This is a genomic window from Sanguibacter biliveldensis, assembly GCF_033798665.1.
GTDB lineage: Bacteria > Actinomycetota > Actinomycetes > Actinomycetales > Cellulomonadaceae > Sanguibacter > Sanguibacter inulinus.
Genome location: NZ_CP138359.1, coordinates 1,733,626 through 1,756,145 on the forward strand (window position 1 = coordinate 1,733,626; position 22,520 = coordinate 1,756,145).

The 22,520-nt window shown below is 71.2% G+C and carries 17 protein-coding genes; 10 read left to right on the forward strand and 7 right to left on the reverse strand.

Annotation, left to right across the window (positions count from 1 at the left end):
• The first annotated feature begins 86 nt into the window (after window positions 1–86).
• From SANBI_RS07545 to SANBI_RS07555, 3 genes are all read left to right on the forward strand, one after another.
• Window positions 87–1,208: a DUF4192 domain-containing protein gene (locus tag SANBI_RS07545; protein ID WP_319160461.1), complete on the forward strand. Its 1,122-nt coding sequence runs from the start codon at window positions 87–89 to the stop codon at window positions 1,206–1,208.
• Between the two features lie 98 nt (window positions 1,209–1,306).
• A complete protein-coding gene (locus SANBI_RS07550; RefSeq protein WP_056132157.1) occupies window positions 1,307–1,717 on the forward strand; it encodes a universal stress protein in 411 nt (136 codons plus the stop codon).
• A gap of 332 nt (window positions 1,718–2,049) precedes the next feature.
• Window positions 2,050–3,597, forward strand: a complete 1,548-nt coding sequence (locus tag SANBI_RS07555; RefSeq protein ID WP_319160463.1) for an RNA polymerase sigma factor — start codon at window positions 2,050–2,052, stop codon at window positions 3,595–3,597.
• Window positions 3,598–3,712: 115 nt separating this feature from the next.
• On the opposite strand, the gene SANBI_RS07560 is transcribed toward SANBI_RS07555, so the two are convergent.
• The gene (locus SANBI_RS07560; RefSeq protein ID WP_319160465.1) at window positions 3,713–4,159 is read right to left on the reverse strand and encodes a hypothetical protein; all 447 of its coding nucleotides are present in this window, start codon (window positions 4,157–4,159) and stop codon (window positions 3,713–3,715) included.
• 151 nt (window positions 4,160–4,310) lie between these two features.
• Window positions 4,311–4,508 (reverse strand): DUF7455 domain-containing protein, encoded by a 198-nt coding sequence (locus tag SANBI_RS07565; RefSeq protein WP_228087150.1) that lies wholly within the window; start codon window positions 4,506–4,508, stop codon window positions 4,311–4,313.
• 168 nt (window positions 4,509–4,676) lie between these two features.
• Between SANBI_RS07565 and SANBI_RS07570 the strand changes: the two genes are divergently transcribed.
• From SANBI_RS07570 to SANBI_RS07600, 7 genes are all read left to right on the forward strand, one after another.
• Window positions 4,677–6,806, forward strand: a complete 2,130-nt coding sequence (locus SANBI_RS07570) for a DNA gyrase/topoisomerase IV subunit B (RefSeq protein ID WP_319160468.1) — start codon at window positions 4,677–4,679, stop codon at window positions 6,804–6,806.
• 101 nt (window positions 6,807–6,907) lie between these two features.
• Entirely contained in the window at window positions 6,908–7,963 is a 1,056-nt protein-coding gene (locus SANBI_RS07575; RefSeq protein WP_319160470.1) for a GNAT family N-acetyltransferase, read from the forward strand.
• A gap of 119 nt (window positions 7,964–8,082) precedes the next feature.
• Window positions 8,083–9,153 (forward strand): prenyltransferase/squalene oxidase repeat-containing protein, encoded by a 1,071-nt coding sequence (locus tag SANBI_RS07580; RefSeq protein ID WP_319160471.1) that lies wholly within the window; start codon window positions 8,083–8,085, stop codon window positions 9,151–9,153.
• A 9-nt stretch (window positions 9,154–9,162) separates the two neighbouring features.
• Window positions 9,163–10,017 carry a hypothetical protein gene (locus tag SANBI_RS07585; RefSeq protein ID WP_319160474.1) on the forward strand — a complete coding sequence of 285 codons (855 nt, stop codon included), beginning with the start codon at window positions 9,163–9,165 and terminating at the stop codon, window positions 10,015–10,017.
• Between the two features lie 8 nt (window positions 10,018–10,025).
• Window positions 10,026–11,120, forward strand: a complete 1,095-nt coding sequence (locus tag SANBI_RS07590) for a CbiQ family ECF transporter T component (protein WP_319160478.1) — start codon at window positions 10,026–10,028, stop codon at window positions 11,118–11,120.
• Window positions 11,117–12,733, forward strand: a complete 1,617-nt coding sequence (locus tag SANBI_RS07595) for an ABC transporter ATP-binding protein (protein ID WP_319160480.1) — start codon at window positions 11,117–11,119, stop codon at window positions 12,731–12,733. The genes SANBI_RS07590 and SANBI_RS07595 overlap by 4 nt, the downstream gene beginning before the upstream one ends.
• Window positions 12,730–13,584 carry an ECF transporter S component gene (locus SANBI_RS07600; RefSeq protein ID WP_319160483.1) on the forward strand — a complete coding sequence of 285 codons (855 nt, stop codon included), beginning with the start codon at window positions 12,730–12,732 and terminating at the stop codon, window positions 13,582–13,584. The genes SANBI_RS07595 and SANBI_RS07600 overlap by 4 nt, the downstream gene beginning before the upstream one ends.
• 6 nt (window positions 13,585–13,590) lie before the next feature.
• Here SANBI_RS07600 and SANBI_RS07605 read toward each other — a convergent pair whose 3' ends face one another.
• The 5 genes from SANBI_RS07605 to SANBI_RS07625 all read right to left on the reverse strand — a co-directional run bounded on the left by SANBI_RS07605 (window position 13,591) and on the right by SANBI_RS07625 (window position 22,472).
• Window positions 13,591–14,550, reverse strand: coding sequence for an aminoglycoside phosphotransferase family protein (locus tag SANBI_RS07605; RefSeq protein WP_319160485.1), 960 nt, complete (start codon window positions 14,548–14,550; stop codon window positions 13,591–13,593).
• Window positions 14,547–18,077 carry a methionine synthase gene (gene metH, locus SANBI_RS07610; protein WP_319160488.1) on the reverse strand — a complete coding sequence of 1,177 codons (3,531 nt, stop codon included), beginning with the start codon at window positions 18,075–18,077 and terminating at the stop codon, window positions 14,547–14,549. The genes SANBI_RS07605 and metH overlap by 4 nt, the downstream gene beginning before the upstream one ends.
• Window positions 18,078–18,220: 143 nt before the next feature.
• Entirely contained in the window at window positions 18,221–19,087 is an 867-nt protein-coding gene (locus SANBI_RS07615) for an NAD-dependent epimerase/dehydratase family protein (RefSeq protein ID WP_319160490.1), read from the reverse strand.
• A gap of 13 nt (window positions 19,088–19,100) precedes the next feature.
• Window positions 19,101–19,823 carry an LpqN/LpqT family lipoprotein gene (locus SANBI_RS07620; protein ID WP_319160492.1) on the reverse strand — a complete coding sequence of 241 codons (723 nt, stop codon included), beginning with the start codon at window positions 19,821–19,823 and terminating at the stop codon, window positions 19,101–19,103.
• Between the two features lie 171 nt (window positions 19,824–19,994).
• Window positions 19,995–22,472 (reverse strand): DNA gyrase/topoisomerase IV subunit A, encoded by a 2,478-nt coding sequence (locus SANBI_RS07625; RefSeq protein ID WP_319160494.1) that lies wholly within the window; start codon window positions 22,470–22,472, stop codon window positions 19,995–19,997.
• Between the last annotated feature and the right edge of the window lie 48 nt (window positions 22,473–22,520).

Genomic DNA, 22,520 nt, shown 5'->3' on the forward strand with positions numbered 1-22,520 from the left:
GTCCACAGGGGCCGTGGGGACCGTCGCGAGCCACAGGCTCGCACGAGGCGGCGGACAGGACGAGGCGTGGACCTCAGGCTCGGGTCATGACCATCACACTCGAAGTCTGCGAGCCGCGCGAGCTGCTCGCCCTCATCCCCTTCCAGCTCGGTTTCCAGCCCCGCGAGAGTCTCGTCCTGGTGAGCCTGCGACGCCCCGACGGTCGCGTGGGTCTCGTGGCGCGGGCCGACCTGGACGACGTCTGCGACCCCGTCACGGGTCCGGCGGTCGCCGCCCGGCTCGTCGACCACCTGCGCTCCGACGGTGCTGCGACCGTCCTGGTGGTCGTCTACACCGACGACGCGCTGCCAGGTGCGGCGCCCGACGGCTCGCGCCCCTGGACGGCCGCTGCGACCGCCGCGTACGCAGCCGATCCGCCCGGTGTCGCGAGCGTCTGGGTGGTGGGGCGGGCCGGGTACCGCCGTCTCGACTGCGTCGACGGGCTCTGCTGCCCCGCGCAGGGGCGACCGCTCGAGGACCTCGAGTCGACGCAGGTGGGGGCGCACATGGTGCTCGCCGGTGCCACCGTGCGGGTGAGCCGCGACCAGCTGGCCGACCTCGCGCCGGTGCCCGAGAACGACAGGCGACGAGCGCGGGCTGCAGCCGTCGCGTGGAGGAGGGCGCGGTCTGCCGACGGGCTGCGCGGCCCGGCCCACGCCGACTGGCTCGAGCGCAGTCTCGTGGCCTGGCACCGGGCGGTCGAGGGCTCGGCGGAGCCTGCACAGCTCGGGCAGGTGGCTGCGGCGCTCGACGACGTGGTGCTCCGGGATGCTGTCCTCGTCTCGCTCGTCCCAGGTTCGGGCCCGCTCCCCGAGAAGATCGTCCAAGAGGTCGGGTCGCCTCCGCAGGACACCTCGACGAGCGACGCCGTGGGCAGGGCTGTCGCGGCGCTCCTCGACCCTGCCGCCGGCGTGCGACCTGACGGCGAGACCGAGCGGGGGCGCCGGGCGCTCGAGCTCGTCGTCGCGCACCACGACCCCCGTGCTGCGCCCGGCCGCACGCTGCTCGCGCTCGTGGCCTGGTGGCACGGGGACGCCGCGCTCGCCGCAGCCCACCTGGACCAGATCCCCGGAGAGCGGGACTACAGGCTCGCCAGGCTGCTGCGCACGGCTCTCGACGCGGGGATGCCGCCAGGGTGGGCGGCCGTCCCACCGCCTGCGGGGCGATGACGAGGGCCCTGGGTGCCACGACGCCAGCGGTCGGGTAGTTTCAGGGTTGCCGCTGCCGACCAGGTCGCGGAGTGGATCTGTGTACTTCGGAGGGCTGCATGAGCGTCGTCGTCGGTTATCTCGCCACTGTGGAGGGACGTCAGGGGCTCGAGGCCGCCGTCGTCGAGGCCGAGCGCAGAGGCACAGGGCTCGTGGTCGTCGTGACCGAGAAGGGTGGCACGCCCGCTCCTGACGCCGTCGAGCAGCGTGACCTCGAGCTCGAGGTGCTGCGGCGGGACGCCCAGGGCGTCGGCGTCGAGGTCGAGATCCGCATCCTCGGTGAGAAGCGCGACGTCGCCGAAGACCTCATCTCCGTGGCCGAGGAGATCGACGCCGACGTGATCGTCATCGGTCTGCGTCGTCGCAGCCCTGTCGGCAAGCTCATCCTCGGCTCGAACGCTCAGCGGATCCTGCTCGGGAGCCCGTGCCCCGTGCTCGCGGTCAAGCCCGCCCGGACGCCCGGCTCCTGAGCCTGCGGCGGTGTCTCGGACCTGAGCCCGCGGCAGCCTGGACCGGAGTGGCAGACCGGGAATCTTCCCGTCGTGCGGCTCGTTGACGACTTCAGTGCACGGCGCCCGCCGTGCACCGTGCACGGTGCGCCGGGACTCCACCCGCGTTCCCCGCACGTCGCCCCGGGAGCAGGTGCCCGAGGTGCTCGGAGGAGGGCTGAAAATCCCTTGTCCCGCACCGATCGGGCGGCTGACCGACTATAATGGTCGTTCTACGGCAGCGTCGATGCGTCCTCGTGGACCATCGCTCAAGCCAGCCGACTCTGACTCCCTGAGATGCCGAAAGGTCGTTTGTGGCGCCCATCTCTGCGAATCCCGCCCTCCCGCGTGAATTCGAGCACCCCGCTCTCCAAGAACTCCTCCGTCGTGGTGCGACCCACGGTCGTGTCGACGCGGAGTCCTTCCGCGATGCCTGCGAGCAGGCACAGGTCGGCGACGCCAAGCGTCTCAAGACTGTCTTCCGTGCTCTCGTGACCGCCGGGGTCGACGTCGACCTCCCGACCTCGACGGTGGCTGCAGCGTCGACGACCCGTGCCACCAGCACCACGGCTCGCGCCGTCAAGAAGGCCGCGCCCAAGAAGGCCGCCGCTATCACGACCCGCACGGTCGGCCAGCCCGCACCCGAGCCTGTCGTCAGCGGCACCGCCGCTCCGGCCGACGGCTCTGCCGCCACGGCTGACGACGCCGCACCTGTCACCACGACCAAGCGTGCACCGCGCAAGACCGCCGCCAAGGCGGCACCGGCCAAGCGTGGTCGCCGCAAGGCCGACGACGTCGACGAGGCCGACCAGGTCGAGGTCGAGGGCGACGACACGGACGAGACGACCACCGCGTCGAAGAAGCCCGAAGAGGCCGACGAGTCGCGCGGCTTCGTCTTCTCCGACTCCGACGACGACGACCAGCCGGCCCAGCAGGTCGTCACCGCCGGCGCGACGGCCGACCCGGTCAAGGACTACCTCAAGCAGATCGGCAAGGTCGCCCTGCTGAACGCCGAGCAGGAGGTCGACCTCGCCAAGCGCATCGAGGCGGGCCTGTTCGCCGAAGAGCGTCTGAGCGCGCCGGACGCCAAGTTCGAGCCCAAGGCCCGGCGCGAGCTCGAGTGGATCGCGGGAGACGGACGTCGTGCCAAGAACCACCTGCTCGAGGCGAACCTTCGCCTCGTCGTGTCCCTGGCGAAGCGCTACACCGGCCGCGGGATGCTGTTCCTCGACCTGATCCAGGAGGGCAACCTCGGGCTCATCCGTGCCGTCGAGAAGTTCGACTACACCAAGGGCTACAAGTTCTCGACCTACGCCACGTGGTGGATCCGCCAGGCGATCACCCGTGCGATGGCCGACCAGGCCCGCACCATCCGCATCCCTGTGCACATGGTCGAGGTCATCAACAAGCTCGCCCGCGTCCAGCGCCAGATGCTCCAGGACCTCGGCCGCGAGCCCACACCGGAAGAGCTCGCCAAAGAGCTCGACATGACCCCCGAGAAGGTCGTCGAGGTGCAGAAGTACGGGCGTGAGCCCATCTCGCTGCACACCCCCCTCGGTGAAGACGGCGACAGCGAGTTCGGTGACCTCATCGAAGACTCCGAGGCCGTCGTCCCGGCTGACGCTGTGAGCTTCACGCTGCTCCAGGAGCAGCTGCACCAGGTCCTCGACACGCTCTCCGAGCGAGAGGCTGGCGTCGTGTCGATGCGGTTCGGCCTGACAGACGGCCAGCCGAAGACCCTCGACGAGATCGGCAAGGTCTACGGGGTCACGCGTGAGCGGATCCGCCAGATCGAGTCCAAGACGATGTCGAAGCTGCGTCATCCCAGCCGCTCGCAGGTGCTGCGCGACTACCTCGACTGACGGTCGACAGCCGCGCACGCGAGAGAGCCCGGTCACGTCGATGACGTGACCGGGCTCTCTCGCGTGACGGTGGTGCTGTGCGTCGGGCCACGACGGCGCGGCCCGAGGGTCGTGCTCAGCCGGCGGCCTGCTCGCAGACCGTGGTCTCGACGGAGCCGTAGATGTTGCCCGACCACAGGGTCGAGAACGTGTCGGCGGTCTCGAAGCTGTCGAAGTACAGGACGACGGCGCGGCTCGTCGGGTCGTCCTCGACCCCGAGCGTCTTGGCGCCGCCCTCCACGCAGCTCACGTCGATCGGCGCTACGTCGTAGCCCAGCTCAGCGAGTCCCTCGATCGTCGGGGCGAAGGCCTCGTCTCCTTCGGCTGCGGGCGCGTAGTCCATGAAGAGGACCGTGAGGGGCTCGCCGGGCACCGGGACCTGCTGCTCAGGAGGTTCGGCCGGGGCCGTCGTCGTCGTCGCAGCTGGGGTGGTGGGGGAAGGGGCCTCTGCGCTGTCGGAGCATGCCGCGAGGGAGGTCGCGAGGAGCACGGCCACGAGCAGGCCGGGGGTTCGGAATTTCATCCCCCGACTCTCTCATGCGAGGTGAGGAGCGGTTGACACGCGCGGCTGCAGGTGCCCGTGGTCTCGGTCACCTGCGGACGCACGACGCGCCGGCCGTGCACCGCGGTGGCAGTGTCACGACCGGCGCGTCGTCGGTCAGGTGTGGGTGCGGTCAGCCGCGTGCGGTCGACCCGGCTCCGTGCTCCGCGAGCAGACGGTCCGTCTCGTCCTGGACGTGGGTCGCGACCGAGGAGAAGGCTTCGGAGTGGGCACGCGCGTGGTGGGCGCAGAAGAAGAGCTCGCCGGAGGGGAGCTGCACTCGTACGTAGGCCTGAGCGCCGCAGCGGTCGCAGCGGTCGGCCACTGTCATGGCTTCGGTCGATGAGGTAGTCACATCAGTATGTAACCATCCCCGCGCCAGATCATTCCCCTCAGGACGGCTCGGTTCGCTCCGCGCGTATTCGCGGCAGCGAGCCCGTCGCCGCGCCTGCGGCCGGTCGTGGGCCCCGTGTCGGTGGCACCGATTAGGCTCAGGGTCGTGACGACCGCATCCGCTGAATCCAGCTACACCTCTCGGCACCTCTCTGTCCTCGAAGGGCTCGAGGCTGTCCGCAAGCGACCGGGCATGTACATCGGCTCGACAGACTCCCGCGGTCTCATGCACTGCCTGTGGGAGATCATCGACAACTCCGTCGACGAGGCGCTCGCCGGCCACTGCACGCGGATCGGCATCATCCTCCACGCGGACACCTCGGTGACCGTGACCGACGACGGCCGCGGCATCCCGGTCGACATCGAGTCGAAGACCGGTCTGAGCGGTGTCGAGGTCGTGTTCACCAAGCTGCACGCCGGCGGGAAGTTCGGCGGTGGCTCGTACACGGCGTCGGGCGGTCTGCACGGTGTCGGTGCCTCTGTCGTCAACGCGCTCTCGGCCCGCCTCGACGTCGAGGTCGACAGGTCGAGCAAGGTGCACAGGATGACCTTCCGGCGCGGAGAGCCCGGTCAGTTCGAGGACCCGAAGAGCGGCCCGAGCCCCGACTCTCCGTTCACGCCCTTCGTCAGCACCTCCGAGCTCGCGATCGTCGGCAAGGCCAAGCGGGGGACGACGGGCACCCGGGTGCGCTACTGGGCCGACCGCCAGGTGTTCCCCAAGACCGCCGTGTTCGCCTACGACGAGCTGGTCACCCGAGTGCGCCAGACCACGTTCCTCGTCCCCGGGCTGACGATCACCGTCCGGGACGAGCGCGGTCTCGAGGGGACCCCGGGCGCTGACGGCCCGCACGAGGAGACCTTCGTGCACCACGGCGGGACCGTCGACTTCGTCGAGTTCCTCGCGCCTGACACCCCGGTGACCGCCACGTGGCACCTCACCGGCTCCGGCAGCTTCAAGGAGACCGTCCCGGTCCTCGACGACCGCGGGCACATGGTCGCCCAGGAGGTCTCGCGCGACTGCGAGGTCGACCTGGCCCTGCGCTGGGGCACGGGCTACGAGACCGAGGTGCGCAGCTTCGTCAACATCATCTCGACGCCCAAGGGCGGGTCGCACCTGTCCGGCTTCGAGGCTGGTCTGCTCAAGGTCATGCGCAAGGCTGTCGAGACCAACGCCCGACGCCTCAAGGTCTCGACCAAGGACTCGGCAGAGCGTATCGAGAAGGACGACGTCCTGGCGGGCCTGACAGCGGTGCTGACGGTCCGTCTCGCCGAGCCCCAGTTCGAGGGGCAGACGAAGGAGATCCTCGGGACGGCACCCGTCCGGGCCATCGTCGCGCGGGTCGTCGAGCAGCAGATCGGTGCGATGCTCACCTCTGCAAAGCGTGACGAGAAGACACAGGCGTCCCTGCTGATGGACAAGGTCGTCGCCGAGATGCGCGCCCGCTTGTCCGCCCGCAAGCAGAAGGAGATCTCGAGGCGCAAGAACGCTCTCGAGACGAGCTCGTTGCCGACCAAACTCGCGGACTGCCGCAGCGACGACGTCGCCCGCTCCGAGCTGTTCATCGTCGAGGGCGACAGTGCGCTCGGTACCGCCAAGCTCGCCAGGTCCTCGGACTTCCAGGCGCTGCTGCCCATCCGCGGCAAGATCCTCAACGTGCAGAAGGCGTCGGTGAGCGACATGCTGCGCAACGCCGAGTGCGCGGCGATCATCCAGGTCCTCGGTGCAGGCTCGGGACGCTCCTTCGACCTCGAGGCCGCCCGCTACGGCAAGGTGGTCCTCATGACCGACGCCGACGTCGACGGCGCGCACATCCGCACGCTCCTGCTCACCCTGTTCTTCAGGTACATGCGCCCCCTCGTCGACTCCGGTCGGGTGTACGCGGCCGTGCCGCCGCTGCACAGGGTCGAGGTCATCGGGGCTGGGTCTCGCAAGAACGAGTACATCTACACGTACTCCGAGGCCGAGCTCGCAGCTGTCCTCAAGAAGCTGGACCGCTCTGGCAAGCGGTACAAGGAGGACATCCAGCGGTACAAGGGCCTGGGTGAGATGGACGCCGACCAGCTTGCCGAGACGACGATGGACCCGCGCCACCGCACGCTCCGGCGTGTCACCGCTGCCCACGCGGAGAACGCCGAGCGGGTCTTCGAGCTCCTCATGGGCTCTGACGTCGCCCCGCGCAAGGACTTCATCGTCGCCGGCGCGAGCGAGCTCGACAGGGCACGCATCGACGCCTGACGGTGGTCGGACCGGGGCGAAGCACCCCGAAAGGACCCTCAACGCGCCGAGGATCCGCTGATATCCGTGCCTGCTCGGCCCGGTGTCCTTACGCTGACCTCATGACAGACGAGAAGCCTGGCGGTCCGACCGCTGCGAGGCGCGCGAGCGTCGCGATGCTGCCCGGCGATCTCGGGCTCACCTGGCGTCCGCTCAGCACCGCTGACGTCGACGCGCTCTACGAGCTCATCGTCACGATGGAGGTCGCGGACGAGCAGCCCTACAGGACGTCCCACGCAGAGGTCGAAGAGATCTTCGAGGGCGACTGGAAGGACATCCCGGCAGACACCGTCGCCGGGGTCGACGCGGACGGTGTGCTCCGCGCCTACGCGTGCCTCGAGGCGCGTCCCGGTGACGAGACGACCCAGCGCGTCTTCGTCATGGGCGGCGTGCACCCGCTCTCGCGCGGCGCCGGGGTCGGCCGGGCGCTCGTGGCCTGGATGACCCGGCGTGCCAAAGACATCCTCGAGGCGTCCGACAAGGACGTCTCCGGCCGCATCGCGGCGTACCTCGAAGACACCTCGCCCTCGCACTGGCACCTCTACGAGGCGGCGGGCTACCAGGCGAACCGCTTCTACTCCAACCTCCGACGCGACCTCCGTGAGCCCGTGCGCCACCCCGAGCTCGACGGCGGCCTGCGGATCGCGCCCTGGAGCGAGGAGCTCGACGACGCCGTGAGGCTCGCCCACAACGACGCCTTCCGCGACCACTGGGGGAGCGAGCCCGCGACCCCGGAGTCGTGGGCCCAGGGACGCTCCATGTTCGCACCGGCCTGGAGCTTCGTCGCGCTCGACGACAGCGCCGGCACACCTGACGTCGCGGCGTACCTGCTGTCGGGTCGCTACGAGCAGGACTGGCCTGTCGCGGGGTACTCGAGCGGGTACATCGAGACGCTGGGCGTGCGGAGGGAGTACCGCGGTCGCAAGCTCGCCGTGGCGCTGCTCGGCGCCGCGATGGAGGCCTACAAGGCGTCGGGCATGGAGTACGCGGAGCTCGACGTCGACACCGACAACCCCTCGGGTGCCTTCGGGCTGTACTCGACTCTCGGGTTCACCAAGGCCCAGGGGTCCAGGATGTACTCGATCGAGGTCGAGCGCGTCGGCGTGCCGCTCGCCTGACGGGCACCCCCGGACCAGACGGCCGAGCCCACCTAGACTGCACGCGACCGGTCAGCAGGCACGGTCGGGTCCGCGGAGAGCGCGTGGCCCTCGCCCCGCACCACCCGAAGAGGACCTCAGTGAACCGTCGACCCCATCTGCTGCTCGCCACCTCCGCGACGCTCGCGCTCGGCCTGCTCGCCGGCTGCTCGTCGGACGACACCCCTGCTGCCCCGTCGGCGTCAGGATCCGCCTCGTCCACGAGCGACGCGACGAGCGGACCGGCGACGACCGGACCTGCGCAGGGTGCTGGTGACAGCGAGGCGCAGGCCGCCGCGGCTGCCGCGTGGCTGCAGAGCCAGGCGGCGGCCGGTACGGTGTTCCAGACCGAGTTCGACGGTGTCGCCTACGACGACTACGGGCTGACCGCCGACGTGGTGCTCGCGCTCCTCGCGGCAGACCAGGACGACGCGGCCCAGACCTACGCCGAGGCGCTCACCACGGACGAGGCCGTCGCGGCCTACGTCGGTGACGGGACCACCGCCCAGTACGCCGGCGCGACAGGCAAGCTGCTCGCGATCACCGAGGCGGCCGACCTGCCGGCGACGAGCATCGGCGGACGTGACCTCACGGCGGAGCTCCTCGCCCTCCAGACCGACGAGGGCCGGTTCTCCGACCTCGGGGCTGACGACTACTCGCAGACGATCTCGCAGTCGTGGGCCGTCGCCGCCCTCGCCACCCAGGACGCCGCACCGCAGCAGGCCGTCGACTACCTCGCCGCGCAGCAGTGCGAGGGTGCCGGGTTCCCGGCACAGCTGTCCAGCTCGGCGCCGGCCGACTGCGTCTCCGACGTGGACTCGACAGCCTTCGCCGTCTCAGCGCTGGTCGTGGCCGGGACCGACGACGACGCACCCGTCATCGTGCAGGCGCTCGCGTGGCTCGACTCGGTCGGTGCCGCAGACGGCGCAGGCACGTCGTGGGCCTCGGCCGACAGCGACGGCCCGAGCGTCAACAGCACAGCGGTCGCGGTCTCGGCCCTCGAGGACGGCGACGCCGACGCGAGCCAGGGCATCTCGTGGCTCCTCGCCCAGCAGGTGACCGACGGTGACGACACAGGCGCGTTCCTCCTCGCCGACGAGCCTGACGTGCGCGCGACAGCCCAGGCGACGGTCGCCCTCGCGGGCGAAGGCCTCGACGACCTGCTCGGCTAGCACAGAGCCGTGAAGAGCCTGGTCCTCGCCGCCGTCCTCGGTCCGGCCCTCGTGGTCGGGGCCGGGGCTGCGGCGACGCCGGGCTCCGGAGCCGCGGACGCGGTGCTGACCGGTGGTGCTGCGGCGCGTCCGGCCGTGGTGGCCAGCCTGTCGGGTGGCGTCGAGGTGGGTCCTCCGGGGCCGGGTAGGTCGTCGGGCCTGACGGCGTGCGACGGGGTGACGGTGGTGGTCGACGGGGGCGTGCTCGACACGGGCGCACTCGGGCCGGTGAGCGGGCTCGCCTGTGCTGCGGCGGACGGGCCCGTGACGGCCTACGACGCCCTGGCCACAGCGGGGATCGAGCTCCAGGGGACCGAGCAGTGGGGAGCGGCTTTTGTGTGCAGGGTCGACGGACGCCCGGCGCTCGACGAAGACGTCCTGAGAGCCGACGGCAGCGTCGGGACCGAGCCCTGCCTGCGTACCCCGTCTCAAGGGGCCTACTGGGCGCTGTGGACCTCGACCGACGCATCGACGTGGACCTATGCGACGCGCGGGGTGACCTCGACGGGGGTTGCGTCAGGGGATGCCGTAGGTCTTGTCTTCGTGACGTCCGGCGAGGCCCCGCCTCCGCAGGTCAGCCTTGCGGACGCGAACGAGGGGGTCATCCCGCAGGGGTGGGGCGCCCTCGGGACCGGAGGGGCCTCGACCAGCCCGGTCGTCGAGGGGCAGGCCCTCGATGCTCCAGGGTCCACCCGGGACCTCATCTCACCCAGTGCATCGCCGTCTGTCGATGCCTCGCCCGGGGTCGTGGCGCTGGTGGGGCTCGGGCTGGCCGGGGGGCTGCTCTGTCTCGCGGCAGCCCGAGCGCGGGGTCGACGACAGTGAGGCACCGAGTGCCGGTCCACCCCGCGGCGTGGTGGGTGTGGGGTCTGGGTGTCGCTGCCGCAGCGACGACGACCACGCACCTGGTCGTGCTGGTGACCTTCGTCGCTGCGATCCTCGCGGTCGTCGCCTCGTGCGCCGACCCGTCCCGTCGAGGGTCGGTCTTCCGCACCTATCTCTGGGTCGCGGGCTGGACCGTCGCGGTCCGGCTGGTCTTCCGTGTCGTGCTGCCAGCGGGTGCGGGGACCGGGGTGCTGACGCTGCCCGAGGTCTCGGTCGGTCCCGTCGTGCTCTTCGGCACGGTGACCCGCGAGGCGTTGCTCGGTGGCCTGACCGGAGGCCTCCAGCTCGCCGTCGTGATCCTGGCGGTCGGAGCCGCCCACACCCTCGCCGACGCGCTCGGTCTGCTGCGGCACGCCCCGTCCGCCCTCGCCGGGATCACCACGGCGCTGGTCGTCGCGGTCTCGGTCCTGCCGACCCTGGGACGCTCTGTCATCGACGTGCGGCAGGCCGCGCGCCTGCGTGGGAAGCGCCCCGGGCTGCGCCGGACCGTCGTCCCGGTCCTGGAAGGGACCATGGACAGGTCGTCCGCGCTGGCCGCGGCGATGGAGTCCCGCGGCTACGGCGCTGTGCCCGTGCCGCTCCCTGCGTCGTCTTCGTCCGCGTCGGTGCTCCGTCGCACCTCGGTGCGTCCATCGGTGCGTCGGCTCGTGCAGCCGGTCTCGCTGCTCGGAGCCGTGGGCGTCGTCGCCCTCGCGACCTACGCGCTCTTCGACGCGTCCTGGCCCGGGTGGGCTGCCCCGGCTCTGACCTGCCTGGCGGTCCTGCTCTGCGTGGTCGCGCTGCGCACCGGCACGACAGCACGCCGGACGGTCTACAGAGCCGAGCGCTGGACGGTCCGGGCTGCGCTGGTCGCTGCGTCGGGGATGGCGGCTCTGGGTCTGCTCGTCGTCGCAGTCGGCCCGCGTGTCGCGCATCCCGGACCTGTCCTCCTGCCGGCGCTCTCGGCGGTCGGCCTCGCCGCCGCCCTCCTCACGGCGCTGCCTGTCGTCGTCGCGCCCCCGACGGCAGCGGTCCGTCCTCGGAGAGAGGAAGTCCTCGCATGATCGTCTTCGACGACGTCAGCCTGGTCCACGACGACGGCCGGGTTGTCCTCGACCACGTCTCGACCACGATCGTGCAGGGTCAGCTCACGCTCGTCGCGGGTGGCACCGGCTCCGGCAAGTCGACGCTGCTGGCCATGGTCGACGGTCTGGTCCCGCACTTCTCGCCCGGCGTCATGACGGGAGAGGTGACGGTCGACGGCCGCTCGACCCGGCTCGTGCGGCCCCGCGACCTGGCCGACCTCGTCGGCTATGTCGCCCAGAATCCTGCGCACGGTTTTGTGACCTCGGAGGTCGAGTCTGAGCTCGCCTTCTCCATGGAGCAGCGCGGGGTGTCCCCGGCAGCCATGCGCCGACGTGTCGAGGAGACGCTCGACCTCGTCGGGCTCGCCGACCTGCGCGAGCGCCCGCTGCGCTCGCTCTCCCTCGGCCAGCAGCAGCGCGTGGCGATCGGTGCGGTGCTGACGGCGGCTCCGCAGGTGCTGGTCCTCGACGAACCGACGTCGGCCCTCGACCCCGTCGGCGCCGAAGAGGTGCTCGCGATCGTCCGCCGGCTCGTGGAAGACCTCGGCCTCACGGTGGTCCTGGCCGAGCACAGGCTCGAGCGTGTCCTGCACGCAGCCGACGGGGTCCTCTACCTGCCGGGGGACGGATCGGTGCGCTCCGGCGGCGCTGCTGAGCTGCTGCGGGGCACGTCGAGCGCACCACCCCTGCTGCGGCTGGCCGACGCGCTCGGCTGGGACCCCGCTCCGTTGACGGTGCGCGCGGCGCGTCCCTTCGCGCGGCTCGTCGTCCGGGACGACGGGTCGGCGCGGGAGCCCGCTGCTCCTCTGGAATGCCCGCGGGAAGCAGCGCATGATGACCCGCGGCTCGTCGCCCGGTCTGTCAGCGTCCGCTACGGGACCCTCGAGGCTGTGCGCTCCGTCTCGACCGACTTGTCCTCGGGGGAGGTCGTCGCCCTCATGGGCCGTAACGGCTCGGGTAAGTCGTCGCTGCTGTGGGCGCTCCAGGGGAGCGGGCGCCGCGACGGCGGCCACGTCCAGGTCGACGGGAGCGATCCGGCCGACGTCGGGCCGCGCAGAGCCCGTGACCTGGTGGCCCTCGTCCCGCAGGACGTGACCGACCTGTTCTTCTGCGAGACCGTCGACGACGAGTGCCGTGCGGCTGACCACGACGCGGCTGTGCCCGACGGCACGACGCGCGCGCTCCTCGCGTCGATGGTCGGCGGGGTCGACGGCGGTACCCACCCCCGTGACCTGTCCGAGGGGCAGCGCCTCGCGCTCGCCCTCGCGGTGGTCCTCGCCGTGCCCGCGAGGGTGCTCCTGCTCGACGAGCCGACACGAGGCCTCGACTACGCGGCGAAGGCGACTCTGGTCGACACCCTGCGCACGATCGCGCGCGAGGGGACCGCGGTCGTGGTCGCGACCCACGACGTCGAGCTCGCCGCTGACCTCGCCGATCGTGTGGTCCTCATGGCGCAGGGCGAGATCGTCGCCGACGGACCGGCCCGCGAGATGCTCACGGCCTCGACGGGCTTCGCGCCCCAGGTGGCCAAGGTCTTCGCGCCCAGCCCCTGGTTCCGCGTGTCCGACGTCCTCGGGAGCACGGCGCTGTGACGCGGGGCAGAGACCGGGCTGCTGAGGCTCGGCTGCCCGTCGCAGACCCGCTCGTCGGGTACCGGGGGACCGCCGCCCGGTCGGCGTCGACAGTGCTGCTCGTTCTCACGAGCCTGCTCGGGCTGGTGATGTTCTGCTGGCCTCTCGTCGCGAGCGTGCTCCCACGGGCCTCCGGCCAGAGCGCACCGTGGCTGCTCGTCGTCCTGCTCCCGGTCGTGCTCGTCCTGCTGCTCGTCCAGCTCACCGGCGGTGAGCTGGACCCACGGGTGCTGGCGCTCCTCGGTGTGCTGTCGGCGGTCAACGCGGCGCTGCGGCTGCTGAGCGCGGGGACCGGGGGCATCGAGCTCGTGTTCTTCCTCCTCGTCCTCGCGGGGTACGTCTTCGGCCCGACCTTCGGGTTCTTGCTCGGGACGGTGTCGCTCGCCGCCTCGGCGCTGATCACCGCGGGAGTCGGTCCGTGGCTGCCGTTCCAGATGATGGCAGCCGGCTGGATCGGGCTCGGAGCCGGTCTGCTGGGACGCGTGCTGGCCCGGCGGGTCCGTCCTCGGGGCTGGGTCGAGATCGGTGCTCTCGCCGTGTACGCGGCGCTCGTCGCCTACGTCTTCGGCGCACTGATGAACCTGTGGTTCTGGCCCTTCGCGCTCGGCGGCGGCACGCAGGTCTCCTACGTGCCTGGTGGGGAGCTCGCCGAGAACCTGCGCCGCTTCGCGGTCTTCACGCTGACGACCTCGACCCCCACGTGGGACACCCTGCGGGCCGTGACGAACGTCGTCGCGGTCCTGCTGCTGGGACGTCCCGTCCTCGGGACGCTGCGCCGTGCCCAGCGCCGCGGGGTGCTGGCCGGGCGGTGACGCGCCTCAGCCGGTGCTCCACCCGCGACGGTCCGACAACCACGACCAGGTGGCGTCCCGGTACCAGGCCTGGTGGCTGCGCAGGTACGGAGACGTCTCGACGTGCTCCTGCGCGGCGGCCCAGGTGAAGTAGCCCAGCAGCAGGGCGAGCACACCGTCGACGAGATCCGGGTCGAGGGCCCGGGTGAGCGGGTCACCGGCGAGCACGCTGTCGGAGTCGATCCCGTCGCCGTACGCCTGGACGAGCAGAGACACCGTGTCGAACCAGGCAGGTCCGGCGGCCACGAAGTTCCAGTCGACGGTGACAGCACCCTGCTCGGTCAGGAGGACGTTGTCGTCGCGGACGTCGGTGTGGACCACCGTGGTCGCCGGGGAGGCGAGCATCCGCGCGGCGAGGTCGACGCAGGTGTCGCGCCACGGGAGGTCGAGATCGCGGACCATGGCGAGCTCGGCAGCCAGCTCGTCGGCGAGGAGCGGTACGTGCAGGCCGTGGGGCGGGGGCGTGAGTGCCCGGGCGTTCTCGGCGAGCATCGCCACGACGGTCGCGAGCTCGTCGGCTCGCCACGGACGGCGGGGGTGGTGCCCGTCGACGTCGTCCATGACGGCGACGAACCACGGTCCGTCCTCGGAGGTCCACCGGGCCCGGGGGGCGTGCACGCCCGCCGGCAGCGTAGCCGTGACCTCGCACTCGCGCCTGTACGCCTCGACGATCCAGGGAGCCATCTCGGTCGACGCCGCCTTGACGAAGACGCGCCGACCGTCTGCGAGGAGCAGCCGTGACGCGAGACCGGGGGTGAAGCCCGAGTCTTGCGACCGGGCGTCGACCACGGCCGACCCGAGCCGCGACTCGACGGTCTGGCGTACCCGGGCTGGGAGCGACTCCCAGGTCGGGCGTAGCGCGGTGGCTCCCTGCGGGACGGACCCGCCCGGGGCGGGCCGTCCTGCTGACCCGCCGGCCACGCTCACACCGAGAAGTACTTCGCCGCAGGGTGGTGGAACACGATCGCGTCGGTCGACTGCTCCGGGTGCAGCTGGAGCTCGTCGGAGAGCACGACACCGACCCGCTCGGCGCGCAGCAGCTCCATGACCTTGCGCCGGTCTTCCATGTCGGGGCAGGCCGGGTAGCCGAGGGAGAACCTGGCGCCGCGGTAGTCGACCTTGAACATGCCGTCGAGGTCTGCCGGGTCCTCGGCGGCGAAGCCGAGCTCTTCTCGGACGCGGGAGTGCCAGAACTCGGCGAGGGACTCGGTGAGCTGGACGGAGAGCCCGTGCAGCTCCATGTACTCGCGGTACCTGTTCTCGGCGAAGAGACGGGCTGTGTGCGGGTCCACCGAGGCGCCGACGGTCACGAGCTGGAAGGCGACCACGTCGACCTCGCCCGAGTCCTTCGGGCGGACGAAGTCCGCCAGGCACAGGTGCCTGTCGCGGCGCTGCCGCGGGAAGGTGAAGCGCATGCGCTCCGTGCCGGGCTCGCCACCCGAGCCGCCGTCGGGGCCCTCGTGGTGCAAGATCACCATGTCGTCACCCTCGGCGACCGCTGGGAAGTACCCGTAGACGACCGAGGGGTCGAACATGTTGTCGGTCTTGATGCGGTCGAGCCAGTCGCGCAGGCGCGGGCGGCCCTCGGTCTCGACGAGCTCTTCGTAGCTCGCGGAGTCGTCGGCGCGGGAGGGCTTGAGCCCCCACTGGCCCATGAAGGTCGCGCGCTCGTCGAGGAACGCCGCGTAGTCGGCGAGCTGGATGCCCTTGACGATCCGCGACCCCCAGAACGGCGGCGTCGGGACGGGGTTGTCGGAGGCGATGTCGGACCGCGGCGGGAGGTCTTCGTCGGCCGTCTGGGTGACTGTCACAGTCGCGTGGCGGCGCTTCTTGAGCGGCGGGAGACCGACCGACGCGACGTCTTCGCCGCGGGCGACCCGCACGAGGGGCTCCATGAGGCGCAGGCCCTCGAAGGCGTCGCGGGCGTACCGGACCTGGCCGTCGTAGACGGCGTCGAGGTCGTCCTCGACGTAGGTCCGGGTCAGCGCGGCACCGCCGAGCAGCACCGGGTACTTCTGGGCGAGGCCCCGCGCGTTGAGCTCTTCGAGGTTCTCCCGCATGACGACGGTCGACTTCACGAGCAGCCCGCTCATGCCGATGACGTCGGCGTGGTGCTCCTCGGCCGCGTCGATCATCGCCGCGATGGTCTGCTTGATCCCGATGTTGACGACCGTGTAGCCGTTGTTGGTGAGGATGATGTCGACGAGGTTCTTGCCGATGTCGTGCACGTCCCCTCGGACGGTCGCGAGCACGATGGTGCCCTTGCCGGCCTCGTCGGTCTTCTCCATGTGCGGCTCGAGGTAGGCCACGGCGGTCTTCATGGCCTCGGCGGACTGCAGCACGAAGGGCAGCTGCATCTCGCCCTTGCCGAAGAGCTCTCCGACGACCTTCATCCCGGCGAGCAGGTGGTCGTTGATGATCGCCAGGGCCGTCATGCCCTCGCCGAGCGCCTGGTCGAGGTCGGTGTCGAGCCCCTTGAGATCGCCGTCGAGGATGCGACGCTCGAGCCGCTCGCCGAGGGGGAGCGCCGCGAGCTCGGCGGCACGCTGGTCCTTGAGCGCCGCGGTGTCGACCCCGGCGAAGAGGTCGAGGAGACGCGCCAGCGGGTCGAAGGTCATCGCGCCGTCGGCGTCGTACTCGCGGCGGTCCCAGACGAGGTCGAGGGCGGCCTGGCGCTGCTCGTCGGGGATCTTCGCGAGGGGGAGGATCTTCGCGGCGTGCACGATCGCCGAGTCGAGCCCGGCCTGGACGGCCTCGTGCAGGAACACGGAGTTGAGGACCACCCGCGCAGCCGGGTTGAGGCCGAAGGAGACGTTCGAGACGCCGAGCGTCGTGTGCACCCCGGGGTACTTCGCCTTGAGCGCGCGGATCGCCTCGATGGTCTCGATGGCGTCGCGGCGGGTCTCCTCCTGTCCCGTGGCGATCGGGAAGGTGAGGGTGTCGACGATGATGTCGGCGACGTCCATGCCCCAGCGGCCGGTGAGGTCGTCGACGAGGCGGCTCGCGATCGCGAGCTTGGTCTCGGCGGTGCGCGCCTGGCCCTCTTCGTCGATGGTGAGCGCGATGACCGCCGCCCCGTGCTCCTTGACGAGCGGCATGATGCGCCCGTAGCGCGAGGTCTCGCCGTCGCCGTCCTCGAAGTTCACCGAGTTGACGACCCCGCGACCGCCGACGAGCTCGAGACCCGCCTGGATGACCGGCGGCTCGGTCGAGTCGATGACCAGGGGCAGCGTCGACGCCGACGCGAGACGGGACACGACAGACCGCACGTCGGCGACGCCGTCGCGCCCCACGTAGTCCACGCAGACGTCGAGAAGGTGCGCGCCGTCGCGGGTCTGCGCCCGGGCGATCTGCACGCACTCGTCCCAGTCCTCGGCGAGCATCGCCTCACGGAAGGCCTTCGAGCCGTTCGCGTTGGTGCGCTCGCCGATCGCCAAGAACGACGCGTCCTGGTCGAAGTCCACGTGCGTGTAGAGGCTCGCGACGCCCTTCTCGGGCTCGGGGGAGCGCTCGACCACGGGCGCCCCGCCGACGGCCTCGACCACGGCGCGCAGGTGCTCGGGCGTCGTCCCGCAGCAGCCGCCCACGAGCCCGAGACCGAACTCCCGGACGAACTGCTGGTGCGCTGCGGCGAGCTCGGCCGGGCTCAGCGGGTAGTGCGCACCGTTGGCGCCGAGCACGGGCAGCCCCGCGTTGGGCATGCAGGTGACGGGGACGGCCGAGTGCTTGGCGAGGTGGCGCAGGTGCTCGCTCATCTCGGCCGGGCCGGTCGCGCAGTTCAGCCCGATCGAGTCGATGCCGAGCGCCGCGAGCGTCGTGAGGGCGGCGCCGATCTCGGAGCCCATGAGCATGGTGCCCGTCGCCTCCACGGTCACCTGGACGAAGATCGGCACCTCGACACCCGACTCCGCCATGGCCTTCTTCGAGCCGTTGACGGCCGCCTTCGTCTGGAGGAGGTCCTGGCTGGTCTCGACGAGGATCGCGTCGGCGCCGCCGGCCACCAGACCGGCAGCCTGCTGGGCGAAGGTGTCCCGCAGGTGCGCGTAGCTCGTGTGCCCGAGGCTCGGCAGCTTGGTGCCCGGCCCCATCGAGCCGAGGACCCAGCGGGGCTTGTCGGGCGTGGCGTGCTTGTCGGCGCTGCGCCGCGCGACCCGGGCGCCCGCCTCGGCGAGCTCGAAGATGCGGTCGTCGATGCCGTAGTCCCCGAGGTTCGACCAGTTGGCCCCGAAGGTGTTCGTCTCGACGCAGTCGACGCCGACCGCGAAGTACGCGTCGTGGACCGACTCGACCACGTTGGGGCGGGTGACGTTGAGGATCTCGTTGCAGCCCTCCAGCCCCTGGAAGTCGTCCAGGCTGAGGTCGGCCGCCTGGAGCATGGTGCCCATCGCGCCGTCGGCGACGACGACGCGCGAGGCGATGGCGGACTTCAGGGCGGCAGCGCGCGCGGTGAGCATGGGGTCAGTCTAGGGACGACGGCCGACAGACCGGCGGGCGACCGCCAGGTGGTCGCCCGCCGCGCGTCGGCCCTGGTCGTGGCGCTCGCAGGATGTCGCCCACCGGGTGCGGCGTCCCCGCGAGCTGCGAGCGGCGAGGCTGCTCAGACCTGGTCGCGCCACGAGTGCTGCGGCTCGAAGCCGAGCACCCGTCGCGCCTTGTCGATCGACAGCAGGGTCTCGTGCGTGCCGAGACCCTCACGCAGCGGGACGCCGGGGAACTCAGCAGCGGCCAGCTCGGTGCTGCTGCGGCTCATCACGGTGTCGGCGTTGGCGATGACGAACACCTCGAAGCCCGGGTGCCCGTGCTCGAGCGAGCGTCGGATGGCCTGCGCGCCGTCACGGGCGTCGATGTACCCCCACGCGTTCCAGCGGCGCAGCGACGGGTCGGCGTCGAAGCCCGGGAACGCCGCGTAGTCGTGGGGCTCCATGACGTTGGAGAACCGCAGCGCGTGGATCATCAGCGACGGGTCCTGCCGGCACATCTGCGCGGCCGTGTGCTCACCGAGCAGCTTGGACAGCGAGTACGAGGACTCCGGCCGGCCCGGGTACTCCTCGTCGACCGGCAGGTACGGGGGAGGGGTCTCGAAGGGCAGACCGAGGACGGTCTCGCTCGAGGCCCACACGACCGTGCGGATCCCGGCCGTCCGTGCCGCGGAGAACACGTTGTACGTCGAGACGGTGTTCGTCTCGAAGATCACGTGGTCCGGGAACCCGCCCGGTGCGGGGATCGCCGCCAGGTGCACGACGGCGTCGACGCCCCGGTACCTGTCGTCCACGCCCGTGAGCACGGCGAGGGTCTGCCCGAGGTCGGTGAGGTCGGCGCGCACGTAGGCGCAGCCCTGGTCTGCGGGCGGTGTCGCCATGTCGACGTTGACCACCTCGTAGCCGTGCTCGAGGAGGTCTGCGACGCACGCGCGCCCGAGCTTTCCGCTGCCGCCGGTGACGACGACCCGTCGTGCCTGGTCCATGGGTGCGGTCCCGTCAGCTGATCGTGGCCGAGGACAGCACGCCGCTGAGCACGTCGCGCCCGGCCGAGTCGTCGGCGTGGGTGGTCAGCGCGAGGGCCAGTGCGACCGTCGAGCCGTCGTCGCCCTCGACGATCACGAGGGTCGAGCTCTGCGCGAGCTGTTCGCCCGAGGGCCCCTCGCGCAGCCCGGAGACCGTGTGCGACGGGTAGCCGCCGACAGTGCCCGTGCTGCCGTCGGGCTCGGTCGAGTCGAGACTCAGCGCGGCCGCCGTGTGGTTGGCGAAGATGTCGTCCTCGGACGCCCCGGACGGGACGTCCTCGACGGTCACGACGACGTTCGGGCTGAAGGCCTCGTAGACCTCGGGGGAGACCGCCACGAAGATGATGAAGGGTGAGCTGTCCATCGCGTCGGAGGGCTGCCACCCCGTCGGGATCTCGAGGGTGAGGTCCTTGTCGGACCCGTCGACGTCGATCACCTGGGTGCCGTCGACCGACCCGTCGCCCGAGTCGTCGGCGTCGTCAGTGCTGTCCTCGGTCGCCTCGTCCGTCGCCTCGTCGGTCGCGTCGTCGTCCGCGTCCTCCGTCGCCTCGTCGGTGCTCTCGTCGGTGGCGTCGTCGGTCGCCTCGGCGGAGACGAGCGAGGCGACCTTCTCGTCACCGTCGCTCGAGCAGCCGCTGAGCACCATCCCTGTCGCGAGGAGCGCTGCGGACGAACGGACGAGGAGGGAGGTGCGCATGAGGGTGCTCCAGGGGGGTGGGGGGCCGCGACGTGCATCACGCGGTCGGTGAATTCTCGCTGCCCATCGTCGTCCCCGCACGGCGAGACCGTCGATGGGGAGAACTTCCACCCGGTCGGCTGGGCCATCCACCCCTGTGGCCGTCAAGCCGGCCGCCGCACCGGCGCCGCGTCAGCCCACGGCGTGGACCGGCGCGTCGAGCATCGTGCCCGAGCCGTCGCGCCGCGGGTCCGCGGGCGGCAGGTCGAGGGGCTGCCCGGCGGCCCCGGTCGCGTGCGGCGGTGCTGTGCCCACCCACGCGAGCAGCAGCGTGTCTTCGCCCTTGAGGAACCTGTGCGCCCGCACCCCGCCCGTCGCGCGCCCCTTGCCCGGGTACACCTCGAAGGCCGTCGTCTTGACGCTCCCCGTCTGGGTTCCCGGCAGGGCGTCCGACGCACCGGCGATCGTCACCACGGCGCACTGCTCGGCCTGGCCCGCGGGGACAGCACCGAAGAACACCGCACGCTGGTCGCCGGTGAGCTTGATGCCGGCCATGCCGCCGGCCGTCCGGCCCTGGGGGCGGACGGCGCTCGCGGAGAAGTGCAGCAGGCTCGCCTCGGAGCTGATGAAGACGAGCTCGTCGTCGTCGGAGACCGGCACGGCGCCGACGACGGTGTCGCCGGGCTTGAGGGAGACGACCTCCCAGCTGTCCTTGGTGGGCACGTCGCCCTGGGCGACCCGCTTGACGGTGCCACCGGCGGTCCCCAGGGCGAGGGTCGGTGCGTCTTCGGCGAGGGAGACGAGGGTGACGAGCTGCTCACCCGGCTCGAGGGTGCAGACCTCGGCGACGGGCACACCGCCTGACAGGCTCGGTGCGCCCTGGGTGGGCGGCAGCGACGGGAGGTCGAGGACCGAGACCCGCACGACCCGTCCGGCCGAGGTCAGCGCACCGACCTCGCTGCGCACCGACGACAGCAGCGACGTGCTCAGGACGTCGTGGGCGTGCCGGTGGTCGTCGCGGACGGGGACGGTGTCGTCGGAGGTCCGGGCGAGGAGGCCCGTCGAGGACAGCAGCACCCAGCACGGGGTGTCCTCGATCTCGAGGGACACCTGGCTGCCACGTGGCCCAGGGAGCCCGGGAGCGCCCGTCACGCCACCACCTGCCGAGTCGAGCAAGATCGTCCGTCGCGGCGTCCCGTAGACCTTCGCGACCTCGGCCATCTCCTCGCTCACCACGCGGCGCAGCAGCGCGTCGTCCCCGAGGATCGCGCGCAGCTGCTCGATCTCCTCGACGAGGGCCGACTGCTCCTTCTCGAGCTCGATCCGCGAGAACTTGGTGAGGCGTCGCAGCCGCAGCTCGAGGATGTACTCGGACTGCGCCTCGGACAGGTCGAAGACCTCACGCAGGCGTCCGCGCGCCGTGTCGGCGTCGTCCGAGCTGCGGATCACCTGGATGACCTCGTCGATGTCGACGATCGCGAGCAGCAGGCCTTCGACCAGGTGCAGCCTGTCGAGGCGCTTGGTCAGCCGGAACTGCGAGCGGCGGCGCACCACGTCGATGCGGTGGTCGACCCAGACGGACAGCATCTCGCGCAGGCCGAGGGTGCGCGGCTGGCCGTCGACGAGCGCCACGTTGTTCATGCCGAAGGAGTCCTCCATCGGCGTGTACCTGTACAGCTGCTCGAGGACGGCCTCGGGGTTGAATCCCGTCTTGATCTCGATGACCAGGCGCAGCCCGTGGGACCTGTCGGTGAGGTCGGTGACGGCCGTGATGCCCGAGAGCTTCTTGGCCTGGACACCTTCCTTGATCTTCTCGACGACCTTCTCAGGACCCACGAGGTAGGGCAGCTCGGTGACCACGAGCCCCTTGCGCTTGGGTGTGACGTTCTCCACCCGGACCGTGGCGCGCGTCTTGAAGGACCCGCGACCTGTCCTGTACGCGTCGCGGATGCCCTCGAGGCCGACGATCTTGCCACCCGTGGGCAGGTCGGGTCCGGGCACGAAGCGCATGAGGTCTTCGAGGGAGGCCTTCGGGTTCGCGACGAGGAACCGTGCCGCCGCGATCACCTCGATGAGGTTGTGCGGGGCCAGGTTGGTCGCCATGCCGACGGCGATGCCCGACGCACCGTTGACGAGCAGGTTCGGGATCGCCGCCGGCAGGACCTCGGGCTGGACCAGCTTGTTGTCGTAGTTCGGCACGAAGTCCACGACGTCCTCGTCGAGACCCGTGGTCATCACCAGCGCCGCGGGCGCCAGACGCGCCTCGGTGTACCGCGGTGCAGCAGGGCCGTCGTCGAGCGAGCCGAAGTTCCCGTGACCGTCGACCATCGGCAGCCGCAGCGAGAAGGGCTGCGCCATGCGCACCAGGGCGTCGTAGATGGCCGTGTCGCCGTGCGGGTGCAGCTTCCCCATGACCTCGCCGACGACGCGCGCGGACTTCACGTGCCCCCGGTCGGGACGCAGACCCATGTCGGACATCTGGAAGAGGATGCGGCGCTGGACGGGCTTGAGCCCGTCCCGGGCGTCGGGCAGGGCGCGTGCGTAGATGACGGAGTAGGCGTACTCGAGGAACGAGCCCTCCATCTCCTGGGCGACGTCGATGTCGACGATCTTCTCGGTGAAGTCACCGGGTTCTGTCGTCGAGCCGGACCGCGTCGAGGTGCGTGCCATCTGTCTCTGGGCTCCTGGGTGGTGCGGGGGTGCTGTGGGGTGCGCGGG

Excerpts from the sequence above, each read along its gene's own strand:
- SANBI_RS07575 (WP_319160470.1), top strand. The coding sequence starts at position 6,908 with ATGACAGACGAGAAGCCTGGCGGTCCGACCGCTGCGAGGCGCGCGAGC.
- metH (WP_319160488.1), bottom strand. The coding sequence starts at position 18,077 with ATGCTCACCGCGCGCGCTGCCGCCCTGAAGTCCGCCATCGCCTCGCGC.
- SANBI_RS07620 (WP_319160492.1), bottom strand. The coding sequence starts at position 19,823 with ATGCGCACCTCCCTCCTCGTCCGTTCGTCCGCAGCGCTCCTCGCGACA.
- SANBI_RS07595 (WP_319160480.1), top strand. The coding sequence starts at position 11,117 with ATGATCGTCTTCGACGACGTCAGCCTGGTCCACGACGACGGCCGGGTT.
- SANBI_RS07550 (WP_056132157.1), top strand. The coding sequence starts at position 1,307 with ATGAGCGTCGTCGTCGGTTATCTCGCCACTGTGGAGGGACGTCAGGGG.
- SANBI_RS07565 (WP_228087150.1), bottom strand. The coding sequence starts at position 4,508 with ATGACAGTGGCCGACCGCTGCGACCGCTGCGGCGCTCAGGCCTACGTA.
- SANBI_RS07625 (WP_319160494.1), bottom strand. The coding sequence starts at position 22,472 with ATGGCACGCACCTCGACGCGGTCCGGCTCGACGACAGAACCCGGTGAC.
- SANBI_RS07545 (WP_319160461.1), top strand. The coding sequence starts at position 87 with ATGACCATCACACTCGAAGTCTGCGAGCCGCGCGAGCTGCTCGCCCTC.
- SANBI_RS07615 (WP_319160490.1), bottom strand. The coding sequence starts at position 19,087 with ATGGACCAGGCACGACGGGTCGTCGTCACCGGCGGCAGCGGAAAGCTC.
- SANBI_RS07560 (WP_319160465.1), bottom strand. The coding sequence starts at position 4,159 with ATGAAATTCCGAACCCCCGGCCTGCTCGTGGCCGTGCTCCTCGCGACC.